Origin of the sequence: Elusimicrobium minutum Pei191 (genome assembly GCF_000020145.1) — a bacterium.
GTDB classification, from domain to species: Bacteria; Elusimicrobiota; Elusimicrobia; order Elusimicrobiales; family Elusimicrobiaceae; genus Elusimicrobium; species Elusimicrobium minutum.
On sequence record NC_010644.1, the window covers coordinates 351,663 to 365,893 of the forward strand.

Annotated in this window: 11 protein-coding genes and 1 tRNA gene; 8 read left to right on the forward strand and 4 right to left on the reverse strand. The window is 40.0% G+C overall.

Going from position 1 to position 14,231, the window contains the following annotated elements:
- The 4 genes from nadB to EMIN_RS01695 all read left to right on the forward strand — a co-directional run bounded on the left by nadB (position 1) and on the right by EMIN_RS01695 (position 2,842).
- Positions 1-1,536, forward strand: coding sequence for an L-aspartate oxidase (gene nadB, locus EMIN_RS01680; protein WP_012414504.1), 1,536 nt, complete (start codon positions 1-3; stop codon positions 1,534-1,536).
- An 11-nt stretch (positions 1,537-1,547) separates the two neighbouring features.
- Complete coding sequence (locus tag EMIN_RS09345) at positions 1,548-2,066, forward strand: type IV pilin protein (protein WP_012414505.1); 519 nt, start codon at positions 1,548-1,550, stop codon at positions 2,064-2,066.
- A 40-nt stretch (positions 2,067-2,106) separates the two neighbouring features.
- Positions 2,107-2,640 carry an HdeD family acid-resistance protein gene (locus EMIN_RS08040; protein WP_012414506.1) on the forward strand — a complete coding sequence of 178 codons (534 nt, stop codon included), beginning with the start codon at positions 2,107-2,109 and terminating at the stop codon, positions 2,638-2,640.
- Between the two features lie 115 nt (positions 2,641-2,755).
- Positions 2,756-2,842, forward strand: a tRNA-Ser gene (locus EMIN_RS01695).
- A 327-nt stretch (positions 2,843-3,169) separates the two neighbouring features.
- On the opposite strand, the gene EMIN_RS01700 is transcribed toward EMIN_RS01695, so the two are convergent.
- A complete protein-coding gene (locus tag EMIN_RS01700; protein WP_012414507.1) occupies positions 3,170-7,978 on the reverse strand; it encodes an autotransporter domain-containing protein in 4,809 nt (1,602 codons plus the stop codon).
- A gap of 509 nt (positions 7,979-8,487) precedes the next feature.
- Here EMIN_RS01700 and EMIN_RS01705 point away from each other — a divergent pair.
- Positions 8,488-8,781, forward strand: a complete 294-nt coding sequence (locus EMIN_RS01705; RefSeq protein WP_012414508.1) for a hypothetical protein — start codon at positions 8,488-8,490, stop codon at positions 8,779-8,781.
- 77 nt (positions 8,782-8,858) lie between these two features.
- On the opposite strand, the gene EMIN_RS01710 is transcribed toward EMIN_RS01705, so the two are convergent.
- Positions 8,859-9,242 carry an OsmC family protein gene (locus EMIN_RS01710; RefSeq protein ID WP_012414509.1) on the reverse strand — a complete coding sequence of 128 codons (384 nt, stop codon included), beginning with the start codon at positions 9,240-9,242 and terminating at the stop codon, positions 8,859-8,861.
- 174 nt (positions 9,243-9,416) lie between these two features.
- Here EMIN_RS01710 and nudC point away from each other — a divergent pair, with 174 nt between their 5' ends.
- Positions 9,417-10,202, forward strand: coding sequence for an NAD(+) diphosphatase (gene nudC, locus EMIN_RS01715; RefSeq protein WP_012414510.1), 786 nt, complete (start codon positions 9,417-9,419; stop codon positions 10,200-10,202).
- Positions 10,203-10,221: 19 nt separating this feature from the next.
- Complete coding sequence (locus tag EMIN_RS01720) at positions 10,222-11,679, forward strand: phospholipase D-like domain-containing protein (protein WP_012414511.1); 1,458 nt, start codon at positions 10,222-10,224, stop codon at positions 11,677-11,679.
- On the opposite strand, the gene EMIN_RS01725 is transcribed toward EMIN_RS01720, so the two are convergent.
- On the reverse strand, positions 11,676-12,638 hold the full coding sequence (locus tag EMIN_RS01725) for a glycosyltransferase family 9 protein (protein WP_012414512.1): 963 nt from the start codon (positions 12,636-12,638) through the stop codon (positions 11,676-11,678). The two genes, EMIN_RS01720 and EMIN_RS01725, sit on opposite strands and share 4 nt — an antisense overlap.
- Positions 12,639-12,804: 166 nt before the next feature.
- Here EMIN_RS01725 and EMIN_RS01730 point away from each other — a divergent pair, with 166 nt between their 5' ends.
- Positions 12,805-13,674, forward strand: coding sequence for a pirin family protein (locus EMIN_RS01730; protein WP_012414513.1), 870 nt, complete (start codon positions 12,805-12,807; stop codon positions 13,672-13,674).
- 38 nt (positions 13,675-13,712) lie between these two features.
- Here the strand turns inward: EMIN_RS01730 and EMIN_RS09600 are convergent, their stop codons facing one another.
- Positions 13,713-14,210, reverse strand: a complete 498-nt coding sequence (locus tag EMIN_RS09600; RefSeq protein WP_012414514.1) for a type IV pilin protein — start codon at positions 14,208-14,210, stop codon at positions 13,713-13,715.
- Between the last annotated feature and the right edge of the window lie 21 nt (positions 14,211-14,231).

Here is a 14,231-nt window from a genome sequence, read left to right on the forward strand (position 1 = left end):
ATGAGAATATTAAATACTGATGTCCTTGTAATAGGTTCGGGTCTGGCGGGCGCGACATACGCTTTAAAAGCGGCGCGCAATGGGCTTAATGTAATAATGATCTGCGGAGGGGAACTTGCGGAAACCAACAGCGACCTGGCGCAGGGCGGCGTTGTGTTTGAAAATCCCAAAACTGTTAACGGGCTTTTAAAAGATATACAAACGGCGGGTTGCGGGCTTTGTAATATCCCGGCTGCTAAAGATATTTGCGTTAACGGACACAAGGTAATTGAAGAGCTTTTTATTAAAGACCTGGGCGTTCCTTTTGACACGGATAAAAACGGCAAACTTTTACTAACCCGTGAAGGGGCGCACAGTAAAAAACGTATTTTGTATTCAAAAGATACCACCGGCCACGCTATGCTTTCACGCTTGCTTAGGCAGGTTAAAAAAACAAAAAATATAAAGACATTTACCCATAATACCGCGGTTGATTTGTTAACGCTTTCCCACAACTCTTCAGAAACGCTTGACCGCTACTATCCTTTAACCTGCTTCGGCGCTTATATTTTAGATAATAAAAAAAGCGAAGTTTACGCCGTTACCGCTAAAAAAACAGTTTTGGCTACAGGCGGCGCGGGGCAGCTTTACAGACATACTACCAACTCTCCTTCAAGCTTCGGCCACGGCATAGCCATGGCATACCGTGTGGGCGCAAGGGTTATGAATATGGAGTTTATGCAATTTCACCCCACGGTTTTCGGCAAAGGTAAAACGTTTTTAATATCCGAAGCCGTGCGCGGCGAAGGCGCCGTTCTAGTTAACTCCAAAGGGCGTCAGTTTATGAATAAATATCATCCTATGGGCTCTTTAGCTCCGCGAGATGTTGTGGCAAGAGCTATTGAAGAGCAACGCCTGCACGGTGATAAAGTATTTTTAGATTTATCCGCTATTAAGCCTGAGCATGTTAAGGAAAGATTTCCCAATATTTACAGCAAATGTTTAGAACAAGGCGTGGATATCACTAAAGAGAATATACCCGTTGTTCCGGCGGCGCATTATTTTTGCGGCGGAGTTTACGCTGATGTAAATGGCCGGACAAATATTTTAAATCTTAACGCCGTGGGGGAAACCGCCTGCACCGGCCTTCACGGGGCAAACCGCCTTGCAAGCACTTCACTTTTAGAAAGTTTATCTATGGGCGCGGCCTGTGCCAAAAAAGATTTTGAGGATATTAAAAAAACTAAATTTCATATTCCTGTTCCCAGAGAATGGCGCAGTCCCCGCGCTAAACCCGACCTTAATTTAATTAAGCAAGATATTTCCACCCTGCAAAGCACTATGTGGAACTATGTGGGGCTTATAAGAAGTAAAACGCATTTGCAAAGAGCCGAAAAAATTTTAAGGCATTTGCATAATGAAATAGCGGTTTTTTACCAAGACGTTGAACTTACGCCTGAGTTAATTAACCTTCGAAATGGCACACAAACGGGGCTTTTAATTACCTACGCGGCTTTAAAAAACAACAGAAATATAGGCTGCCACTTTATTTCTTAAAAGGATTAAACATGAAAAAAGGTTTTACGTTAATTGAACTTTTAGTTGTTGTTTTAATAATAGGTATTTTAGCGGCTATAGCTTTACCGCAGTATAATAAAGCGGTGGCCCGCAGCCGTTCGGCCGAGATGCTTCTTGCCTTAAAAGCAATTAACACCGCACAAAAAGCGCATGTGCTGGCAACAGGCTCTTTCGCTAAAGATTATGGCGAGCTTTCCATAGAATTCCCGGGCTGTAATTATCAAACTGTTTCCGGGACAATATCTATAAATTATTTAAAGTGTAATAAGTTCACGTCTGTAATTGAAACCACAGGCAGAGCAATTTTTATAGGTCCTTATAATGGAAGTAATATGAGTTTATCTCTAAACGAAAGAAGCACATATATTTTATATACTCCGCTTGCTACGGATGAGGTTATTTGCAGAGACGGCAATATTTTACCCGTAAAACCATCTTGTAAAGATATCGGTTTTACAAAAGCGTATACGGGGAACTCATGTTTTTGGGGTTCTTGCTATACCCAGTAACTTTTAAATACGTAATATATGTAAATCAAAGGAGGGGTGTATGAAATTAAGTTCAAAAGCAAGTTCGTTTTTAGCCTTAACGGGTATACTGTCTTTAGTTTTAGGTATTCTTGTTTTGGTCTATCCTGGGTTAACGCTTGTTACTTTGGCGTTTATTTTGGGTGTAGGAATTTTATGTACGGGCATTGTACAGTTGTCCGGCTATATAACCAATAAGGAAATGCTGACAAAGCCGGGTTGGACGCTTGTTGTAGCTTTGTTAGATATTTTTATAGGTATTTTCCTTCTCGCTAACTTGGGCGGTGCGGCGATGGCAATACCTTTTGTGGTCGGGTTTTGGGCAATGTTTGTAAGTATAACAAAAATTGCCGCGTCGGCTTCATTTAGAGAGTTGGGTTTTAAAAACTGGTGGGTTGTTTTAATATCAGGATTTTTGGGTTTGATTCTGTCATTCTTTATTATGTTCTGCCCGACATTCGGCGCTTTGGTTGTAATCGTTTATATAGGCGTATACTTGATTTTTGTGGGCATAACCGATATAGCAGAAGCTTTTTATGTAAGTAAGTTGAATTAAACACTGTTTTAAAAACGGCGCTTTAAAGACGCCGTTTTTTTTTGTCCTTTTGTGTTTAAAAATATAATTTAGTAAAATATATTTATGCGGTGTTTTTCACCGTTTTAATTTTTTTGGAGAGATGGCCGAGCGGTTTAAGGCGCTTGTCTTGAAAACAAGTGTGGGGGAAACTCCACCGTGGGTTCGAATCCCACTCTCTCCGTAGATTTGCCGTCTAAACAATATAGCTTTTAAGTACCCCTGTTATTTCAGGGGTACAATAAAGTCATCAAACTTTAAAAGGTTTTCTCTTTCTTCTTTTTTCCTTAATATTTTTAGCTTTTTTCTTATTGGTTTGTATTCGTTGTTGTGTTTCTTTTGTATCTCTATGCCGCACATAGGCGCATACCGTTTTTTGCCTGCTTTTTGTGCCTGTCTAGATGTGATATGGCTTGTTGTTGGCAAAAACGCAAAACAGAGTTTTGAAAAAAGCCCCCCGCATAGCGCGGAGGGCTTTTTTATTTAAATATCAATGCGAGTATCTGTCAGCTTAAAAAGCCAAACGGAAGCCTAAATTGCCGCCGAAGGCTTGTATCTTGCTTCCTGTTTCAAAAGTAGCCTGGCCATATACATAGATATCTTTGTTAAACTGATAATTCAGACCCAAGGCCGTTTCAAAAGCGCCGCCTGAAAGGTTTGTTTCGCTAACCGCGCCGGAGTAGCTGACATCGCCCTTTCCCATAAACGTTTGGCTGTAAGCAAGCTCTGCGTAAGGTTGTGTAAAAAGACCTGTTTGCCTTTTATGCATATACGCAAGCATTACCGAGGCTTTTGTTATTATATATGAGGCATTTTCATATTTTAAAGAACCGTTGCCGTTTTCAACATTTGTACTGTCTCCCGAAGCGTTTAAAAATGCCAATTCGGCTTTAGGTTCAACCCGCCACTGTGTACCGCGACAAGACATAATCTGAAACTCTTTACCGAATTCCGCGCTCATAGTAAACAGGTTTCTTCTGGGGGAATATTTAAGCTCGGTTCCTAAAGAAGAATAGTTAACCATATCTAAGTTTGTCCAAAAATTTCTTATGGTTAAATCTAAAAAATATGAAGAAGGGGTTATAAAAGTCATATAAGCGCCTACGCTGGGGGCATCGCCGTTTCCTTTACTGTAAAAACCGTTATCCTGTTTTGTTTTTACATTACCAGCAGTCATATAACCACCCATTAAACCGAGATAAATTCTGTTTTCGTCGCCTTCTCTCATTAAAAAATCATACCCGGCCTCAAAACCAAATATTGACATGTCTGTTTCTATCAGGTCATCTACGGTAATTTGCTTTCCGTATGATCTTGTCCAAACGCCGTGTTGTTTAGATGAGTTGCCGAAATTACGTAAGTCGCCTAAACGTTTTTGAAGGGAATTCATGCCTGTTTGTGCCATAACAACATTAAGCTGCGGTATGTTTAACATTGTTTTAAAAGTGTCTGTCATGGCGTTAGATAAGCGAAGGAAGAAAGACTGATTGTCCGACTGGTCTTTATTTCCCTGTAAAAGGAAATATTTAAAAGCGCCTGTATCAATGCTGCCGCCGTTTAACACAAATGAATTGGCGGAAATGTGCGCGCCGGCCTTAGCCTCTACTATTTTTATTTCAAGAGGGTCCGTACCGGGAAGAGTTGTGCTTGTATCATTTATAAACAAAGTGGTAGAACCGTTAGCTGAGCCGCTTACGGAAATCATATCCGTGCTGCCGCCGTTAACGTCTGTATTTAAATAGATATTGCCATTATGACCCATATAATTTTCAAGCGTCAGAGTATTATAAGCCCCGGACGTTTGAGAACCTATAAAAATATCAGAAGAGCTATTAGTAAGCGAGGTCATATTGGAAGAATTAATCATATTCCACGCGCTGTCCGTAAACGATACATGTGCGGCGGTATCCGCGGCTGTTGTTATAACGCCGCTTAGGAAGGCATCTTTTGCGTTAAACTCAGACTTGCCAACCATTACGCTTGGATCATTATGGTCAGCTATAGCCGTATTAACCAAAAGCGCGCTGTTACCTGTTGCCGTAACATTCTCTATATTATAAACGCCATAACCTATGGTTTGGAACAAAGTATCTTGCGTAAGCATGTTTATGGTTGAATCTTTTATATTAATTTCCGCGCCACCCTCTTGGCTTGATTCGGCTATTGCTAAATCATCATTTTCGGTTTGTATATACATGCCTTCAACATTAACCTGTGATAAAGCCACTTTTGTACCCGCAGACGGCCTGTTAACGTTCCATTGCGCAAAAAGGCCTGATTGCAAATTATCTTTAAAGGATAAAATATTAGATCCGTTACCTTTTATATTCATTGCGCCGCCGCCAAAGGTAGAGGCAATGGCATAGCTGTTATTTTCAAGGTATATATCCATATTGGTTATATTAAAATACTCGCTGCCTTCATACTGCGCGTTCTCCTGGGTAATAAGAGCATAGGTATTGCCGGAACCATATATTGTATGCAACCCCGATGTGCTGTTTATATCAATCGTAGCGCGTGAAGCAAGAATTCCGTTAGCGTTATCGGTAACGATTATATTGGAATCCTTCATTATGGCTTCGCCGTTGTACCAGGCTATTATGCCGAAGTTCTGGTTCTCAATATTTATAACGTTCATATTTTCGGCGTAGAATCTCCCGCCGTGCACGTCCATACCCATAGAGCTGCCGCTTAAACTTTTATCACCGTTATTTCGCAAGCGGATAATGTTAGTGCCTGTTGAGGATATTGCGTTTAAAACACCGCCGCCTGAGACATAAAGTCCTATTGCGCCGTTATCCGTCGCGGTAATATCAGTGTCCGTAACATTAAAAGTTATATTTCTACCTAATGAAAGGCCCGTGCCTGAGTTAGACGTAACCTTTGTGCCGTTATTTGTTAGCACAAGTTCTTTAACGTTAAAAACCAGCGGATCTTCCAAAGATGAGCCGTTTAATACTATGCCTGAAGCGCCGTTGTCTTTTGCTACAAAGCTAAATTCAGAATCGACCTGTGTCTGCCAGTCAATATTACCCGCCAAGCTAAAGCCGGTTCCGCCGTTATTAAAAGCGTTGATCTGCGTAAAGTTTATAAGCTGGGTTGAACCTGTAAATTTTGCGCCGTCTCCGCCGTTGTTTGAAAAGATCATCTTCCCTTCGGTGTTATTACTTTTTAAGGAAAGAGTTCCTCCGCTTGCCAACATTCCCGTTCCGCCGTTGCCGGAAATGTTTATCCCATCGACATTGGCTATTTCTAAATTATCCAGCCTTAAATATACGCCGTGGTTTCCGTTGCCGGTTACGCTTAAATCACCCACGCCGAAGACCCTGCCTGCCGCGTCTATAGATACGCTGCCCGAGTAAACGTGCAGCCCGTATCTGCCGTTATTATTAAGCTGGAGCGAAGCTAAATCCTTAAGCTCCAAATTAGCCGCGCTGGAATATATGCCGTCGCTGGCAGCTCCCGTATTATTGCTTGAACTTATTGAAATCTGCTCACCCGCAATATTTGTTATTGTTGAGTTTACGCCTAAATTAAGCCCTGTACCGCCGTTGCCGTTTGCCTCTATGATTGCAAAATCCTGAATTGTAAAAGAAGTTGACTGTGCAGCGCTTATGCCCGCGCCGATATTATTATTTACGCTTAATTTAGAGGTTAGGCTGCCGCTTCCATCTAAAAGAAGAGAGCCGTTTGCGGATGTGGATATACCGGTAATGTTTCCTTCTGCGGTAATAGTTTCCATGTTATTGAGCTTTAAAGAGCCTGAAGCCGCCTGTATACCGACGCCCCCTGATCCCGTACTGTTTTTATTGCCTGAGGCGCTTAAAGTTGAGTTAAGGCCGCCGTTTATTTCAAGTTCCGCCGTTGCCCCGTTAACCAAAAGCCCCGCTGCAGCCGCCGTAGCAGAAACCCCGTTGCCGTCCAAAGTTACCACACCGTTATCGGTAAGATTCATAGTTGTTTTACCGTTGTTTACGGCAAACCCGTACCTTCCGTTACCGGTGGATTCAAATATATCAACCCTGTCCAAAACAAGATTTGCTGCAGTTGATAAAAAGCCGAAAGTTCCCACGCTTGTATTATTATTTGTTTTTATGGTAAGATTCTGCCCCGCCGCTGTCTCTATAGTGCTTGCGCCTGAGATGACAAAACCGTTGCCGCCGTTGCCGCTGGCTTCAATTTCTCTGAAGTCCTTAATTGTGACAAGCCCCGCAGAAGAAAACCCGGTGCCCGTATTATTGTTGACCGAAAGTTTAGACGCGGCAGATCCGGTGCCCGTTAAATTCAATGTAGTGTTTGCCGCTGTGGTGATACCGCTGGCATTGCCATTTACATTCATTGTTTCTACGCCGCTTATATCTAAAGAAGCCGAAGCGCCCGTAACGGAAACGCCTATATTGCCGTTATTATTAATATTTATAGTCGAAAAACCGCTTATATCCGTACTGCCGCTGTTAATAAGGCCCGTATAAGTGTTGTTGCTTATGCTTAAAGAGGATGTCGCACTGCCGTTGCCTGACAAAGTTAAATTTGTCGATGCCACATTTTGTACGCCGGTATAATTGCCGTTAATATCTACGGACTGCATATTTGTCATTGTTACGGCGGAGCCGGCGGTGCTGATATATATACCTTGCCCAGCGGTAAGGTTGCCTGAACCGTCCTGGCGGCCGTTGCCAGAGGCGGTGAATGTTGTGGTGCCGTCCGCTTTACCGGTAATTGTAATAGAACCGCCGCTTGCAGCCTGCATGCCAATGTTAGTGTTACCGTTAAAAATAATGTTTTGGTAATCCGTTATTGATACCTCTGAGCCAGCGCCGGTAGAAAGAATACCCGTGCCGCCTGTTGTTGTCGCATTTTTATTATTGCTGGAGTTAATCGTATTTGTCCCGCCGCCGATAAAATTGAGTTTAGAACCTGCGGCGTTTGAAATACCGAGAACGCTGCCGCTGATATTTACATCCGCATTGTTTATGTTAAGCGTTGTCGCGCCTGTCAGATTTAACCCCGTACCTGATGTGCCTGCGGCGTTTCTGTTATCCGTTAAATTTATAGCGCCGCCGTTACCGTTAACCGTAACAACCCCGCCGCCTGTAAGCTGAAATCCCTGCGCTGTATTATTAGACGCCGAAATTGTAAAACCGTCAAGGTTCAAAACGCGGTTTGTAACCGAGCTGTTAAAAATAATGCCGGCGGTGCCGCCGTCATAGGCGGAGTTGTCGGTAAGAGTATGGTCCGCCGAGGTCAGTACAAGCTGTGCCGCATTTGCGCCGCTTGATAAGAAAATAAAGATTGCCGTTATTTTAAATATATTTTTCATTTTATCTCTCTTATAAAACAGTCCTATAATCTGTTAGGTTAATATAATTTAACTGCTATTATTAATGTAAATTAAAACTATTATACCTTTTATATTACACCCATTATACCTATTATTTATAATATTTAGTAATTAATTTAAAAAACATAAAACTCTTTATTAAAAGCAGCGCGGAGTTTTAATAAAAAATATTGTTTTAAGTTTAATTAGTAAATAGAATTAAGCATTTTGTATAGTATGTACATGTTCTTTGTCTTAAAAAATTTATGAAATTATAAAACTTCCTATATGGGAAATTTGCTGGATGTAAATTAAAATATGGGGGTATTATCGAAACTGAGGGGTTTTTAGTGTTTTTATATGGAATATTTATTGATACGGCGCAAAGAAGTCTTTATGTTCAAAGCGGTAAATAAAAGGTAAACTTTAATATAAAGATAAAAGTATAAAAATATTTAGTTGTACAATATTTTCATCTATATCTGTATAACAAAAAAAGGAGTAGAAAAATGGATAGTGAAATATTGGAACAATTGAAAAATATAAATACACAATTAGAAAAAATTACAAAACTTCTTGAAGAAAAAAAGGCCTTCCCCCCAAAAAGAGATTTTGGCGACAGAAAACCTTTTGGCGACAGAAAGTCATTTGGCGACAGAAAACCGTTTGGTAAAGGCGGCGGAAGAGATTTTGATCGTAAGCCCCGTTCTTCGGAACAGCGTTTTAACGCGGATGGCAAACCCAGAGTAATTGCCGACGGAAGAGATTTTGGCCCCAAAGGCAATAAAAGAGGCCGTTTTTAAGTCTTAATAAATATTTAAATAAATAACCGGCGTTTATTATAAACGCCGGTTATTTTTTTGTAAGTTAACTGAAAAATTTATTTTCTTACAATAATAACTTCATGTGCGGGTTTTATATGTTTGCCTACTTTGCAGCTTTCAACATTTGTTTTTAATCCGGTCTCATGTTCTTTCGGGAAAGTTTCGGGAATTGTAACAAATACTTTAAAATTGTCCACCATGCCTTCTTTTGTATATGCGGGTTCAATATCAACATTCACGCCTTCCTTGCTAAGGCCGTGCTTATCTAAATAAAAAAGTGCAAATACTGCGGTGCAGGCGGCGAAAGAAGCTAAAAACAAGTCAAAAGGATTCGGCGCGGTATTGTCCCCTTTATGCGCGGCGGGCAAATCCGTATTAACTGTAAAACCCCCTACTTCAACTGCTATTTTCATATTGCCTGTGTATTTTGTTTTTACCATAAAATTCTCCTTATTAATATAAATTAAAGCATATTAAAACTGTAAGTGTAACGCTTAAATCGGTATATGATTTTTTCAAATGTAAAAAAACATAAAAATGCAAAATAAACGCGGCGGGTTGAATATATTTGTATATATTAAAATGTTTCTTATATACAAAAAATTAGGTAGCATATGATAATGAGAGTTAACAGCTATTGGTTTGTTTTTTATAAGAATAATTTGCTCCTTAAAAAGGAAGGGGGCAGATATTCCGTTCCTTTATCTCCGCGCGCGCTGTTAACATGCAACGCTAAGAAAATATATGCCTCAGGCTGTTTAAATAAAACAAACTGCAAAACCTTTGAGGTTAAAAGAAAAATTAATACAGACGGGTTTGAATGGATTGGGTTAAGAGAATGTTTTTTGCTTTTGCCCGAAAAAACTTTTTGGGCGGCGGGTAAAAGTTTTCAATTTTTAACATGGGCGCGCGACAGCCGCTACTGCCCGGCATGCGGCGTTAAAACCAAACCATATTCTTATAACGCCAATATGTGCCCGTTTTGCAAAAAGGAAATTTATCCCAACATAGCGTCCGCCGTTATGGTGCTTGTGCAAAAGGGGGATTCTTTGCTTATGATACGGGGCAAAAATTTTAAAGGCAATCATTACGGGCTTGTGGCGGGATTCTTAGAAGCCGGCGAGAGTTTGGAAGAATGCGCCGCCAGGGAAGTTATGGAAGAAACAAACTTAAAAATAAAAAATTTAAAGTATTTTTCCAGCCAGCCATGGCCTTTCCCAAGCGGATTGATGATTGGTTTTTTTTCTGATTACGCGGGCGGTAAACTTAAGGCAGACCCCGGCGAAGTGGCCGAAGCGGCTTTCTTTACAGTTTCTTCTATGCCTAAACTGCCTTCTAAAATAAGCCTCGCCCGTAAAATGACAGACGCTTGGATTAAGGAACAAAAAAAGCGGTTTTAGCAGGTAAACGGTGTATAAAATGGAACTTTTACGAGAGATTTTACACTTTATTTTTTATTCTTATACAATGGCTGTTGTCTTTCATATAGGCCTTGCGGTATGTGTAACGGTGCATGTTTTGCTTTATAAAACCAATGTGTATTCCTCAATAGGCTGGATAGGCCTTGCCTGGTTTTCACCTGTGTTTGGCGGCATAATTTATATAATTTTCGGCATAAACCGTATTCGCATGAAAGCGGCCGAACTTAAAGAAAATAACGGCAAGGCTTCTTTTAAAATGGTTTCAGAAAAAGAGTTGAAAGAATATTTAAAAACTATTCCGGATTATATTGTTCCTCTGGCCAGGCTCGGCCTTCATGTTCACCCGGTAAGAGAAGTCAGCGGCAATAACATTGAGCTGCTTATTAACGGCGACCAAGCTTACCCCGAAATGGCCGGGGCGATATCAAAGGCCAAAAAAGATGTTTTGCTTTCAAGTTATATTTTTGATTATGATAACGCGGGCAAAATTTTTGTGGACGCGATAAAAAAAGCCTGTTCAAACGGCGCCAAAATTTATATTTTAATTGACGCTGTCGGCAACTCTAAATACAATTCAAAGCTTGGCAGAATATTTAAAAAATTAAAAAATGTTAATTTTGTAAAATTTCTGCCGCCAAATATACCTATCTCTCTTCCTTTTATTAATTTAAGAACCCACCGCAAAATACTTATTGTAGACGGGAATACCGCTTTTTTTGGAGGCATGAATATACGCGGCAAGTGTATGCTTAAAGATAATCCTAAAAATCCCACGCGCGATATAACTTTTAAAGTATCTGGCCCGGTAATTGACCAAATAAGGGAAATTTTTGTTGAGGACTGGTATTTTTCGGCTAAGCAAAATATAAGGCCTTCTTATTATGACGAAAAAGCAAACCCCTCATTTGCTGCGTATGCCCGAGTTATACCGGACGGCCCCGAGAGTGAGGAAGAAAAAATAATGACCGTCTGTTTAGCCGGCCTTAATTACGCTAATAAAAAAATTAACATTATCACGCCTTATTTTCTGCCTACTGAAATTATTTTAAAAGCTATTGAAATGGCCGCAATGCGCGGCGTTGAAGTTAATATTATTTTGCCCCGTAGTTCAAACCACAAAATAATAGAGTGGGGCGGTGAGGCTAACTACGCCAGACTTCTTAAACATAATGTAAATATTTATCTTACGGGCGCGCCTTTTGACCATAGCAAAGCCATGACGGTTGACGGTGTGTGGAGTTTTATAGGTTCTTCTAATTGGGATGAACGCAGTTTTAAACTTAACTTTGAGGCCAATATGGAAGTTGTTTGTTACAAACTGGCAAAGCAGATAGATGATTACCTTAAAGACCGTATAAACAATGCTGAAAAGATTAAATTTACAGATTATGACAAAATGCCTTTGCTTAGGAAGCTAAGAAACAATGCCTGCCGCTTAGCCACTCCTTATTTTTAAATTTGTTCATACGCGAGGGTAAAGTCCTGCGTTTTAAAATTATTAACGCTGTTTTTATCTGTAATAACAATTTTACTTTGCGTATTATAAGGGGCGTTGTAAGCGGAATATGCGTTATAAAAACCTATAGTTTTTATTTTGTATCCCGATGCTATGTGTATTATCGCAGTATCGGGCGTAATTACTAAAGACGAGCGTTTGATAAGTTCAAAAAGCTCAAATACGTTTGCAGTTTTAAATAAAAAGCTGTTTTTAATTTGCGCCCATGTTTTAACACGTTCAATTTGCGCGGGCATACCGGGAATTACAATTTGGGCGTTGGGATTTTTTGTAATAATTTGTTTTGTTATTTTGTCAAAAGTTTCTTGGTTAAAACTTCTTGCTTCTATAGAGCCGAAAAGGTTTAATAAAATATATTCGGATATACCTTTTTCTTCCAACAGGGAATTTATTTTTTGTTCCGTTTCCGGTTCAACGGGCAAATCGTAAGAAGAATCTATATCATGCTTTATTAACAGTTTAGCTATTTCTTTTTCCAGCTCTTGAGCGTGAAAAGGTTTTTTAAAAAAATCCCCGGAAAGGCAGCTTGCGTTAATTTCCCGTCCCCGTCCTGCCAGCAGTTTAAATAGACGCCAGTTAAGAAAATCCTTTGCGGAAGAATCTATAATAAGATCAAAATTTTTAATTCGTAACCTAAGCCCCAGTAAAATAAGTCCTATCCAGCGTTGGTTTGGGCGGATAACACGTCTTGCGGGTATTTTGTATATAACATCTATATATTTGTTGTTTTGCAGATAAGCGGTAGCGGAGCCGTAACACGCGACGGAAATTTTCAACTCAGGGTTCGCTTTTTTATATTCACGGTAACAGCAGGAAGATAAGATAGCGTCGCCCAAAGAGCCTTCGCCTCTTAATATCAATATGTTTTTTAAATTTTTTATGTCGGAAATATTTTTCATTTATTTATGGGGTGCAATAATTTACAGAAGTAAAAAACTAAAACCCTACTCTTTGTTTATTAAATATAATTTATTTTATATTTTTTATTATGGATTGTGTAAAGTTGAAACTCCTTGAATTTGTATTTTTATTAATATATGTTTAATAGTAACGGGGGTAAAAAATATGAATATGCGTGAAATAAAACAAATAGTTCAGGGCACTGCCACAAAAGACGGCGCCGGCGTAAAATTAACAAGGGTTTTAAGCAGACCTAATGTAAAAGATTTTGATCCTTTTTTAATGCTTGACGCTTTTGATTCCCATGATAAGGCGGATTTTATAAAGGGTTTTCCGTGGCATCCGCACAGGGGTATAGAAACGGTTACCTTTATAGTTGAGGGAGATGTGGAACACGGTGATTCAATGGGAAACAAAGGCGCGATTAACGACGGCTGCTGCCAATGGATGACTGCTGGCAGCGGTATTATCCACCAGGAAATGCCTAAGGGAGACAGAATGCTCGGCCTGCAGCTTTGGGTAAATTTACCTAAAAAAAATAAAATGACGCGGCCCGCCTACCGTGATATAAGAAGTGATATGATTCCCGTTGTTAAAGAAGAAGGCGCTCTTATAAAAGTAATGTCAGGCAAATATAATGGCGTAAAAGGACCTGTTGAAGGGGATTATGTTAAAGTTTTATACCTTGACGTTACTTTAAACCCCGGCGCCGTTTGGGAAATAGAAACGGATAAAGAACTTAATATGTTTGCCTATATTTTTAAAGGGGAGGCTGAGTTCGGCGGGGAAAAAAACTATAAAAACTATATCAGCGCCAAAAACGCAGTTTTATTTACCGAAGGGAAAAACCTTGCTGTCAAAGCGGGAAAAGACGGCGCGCATTTTGTGTTAATCGGCGGCAAGCCTTTAAAAGAACCGGTTGAATGGGGCGGGCCTATTGTTATGAACACCCGCGAGGAACTTCATACCGCGTTTGCCGAACTTGAAAACAATACGTTTATTAAGGACAATCACCCTAAAGAAGTTAAGTTTTAATATAAGAAGCCCCGTCGTACGGCGGGGCTTCTTTAAAACTATTTTATTTGGTAACAGTTTCTTCCCCATAAAGTCGTTGTTTTGGAAGAGTCTGCCACTGTTTTACAAACATCTTCCCCGCCGGTGGGATAAAAACAGCAATATTGTTTAGTGGGGTCTTCTAAACTAAGGGCTATTAAAGGTGTACGCCCCCAGTTGGGGTGTCTTCTTACGGATGCTACCCACGATTTATTTTTATCTAAGAATACATCATAATATTTCATTATGGCGTAATGCCCAGCTCCGTGATATTCCTCAGCCAGTTTAAACTGCGTTGCTGGAACGGTAATATCCAGCTCGTCCCAGCTTAAAGCGTAATCACCTGTTTGTAATTTATATATTTGTTGGGAGTTTAGAGCTGCTCTTGAAAGAATAAGCGCTTCGGTTATTCTGCTTCTTTCAACTGTTTTATTATATTGGGGCAATGCTATGGCGGCAAGTATTCCTATAATTAAAACAACTACCAAAAGTTCAATTAATGTAAACCCTTTTTTCATAAAACGATCCTTTTACCTATT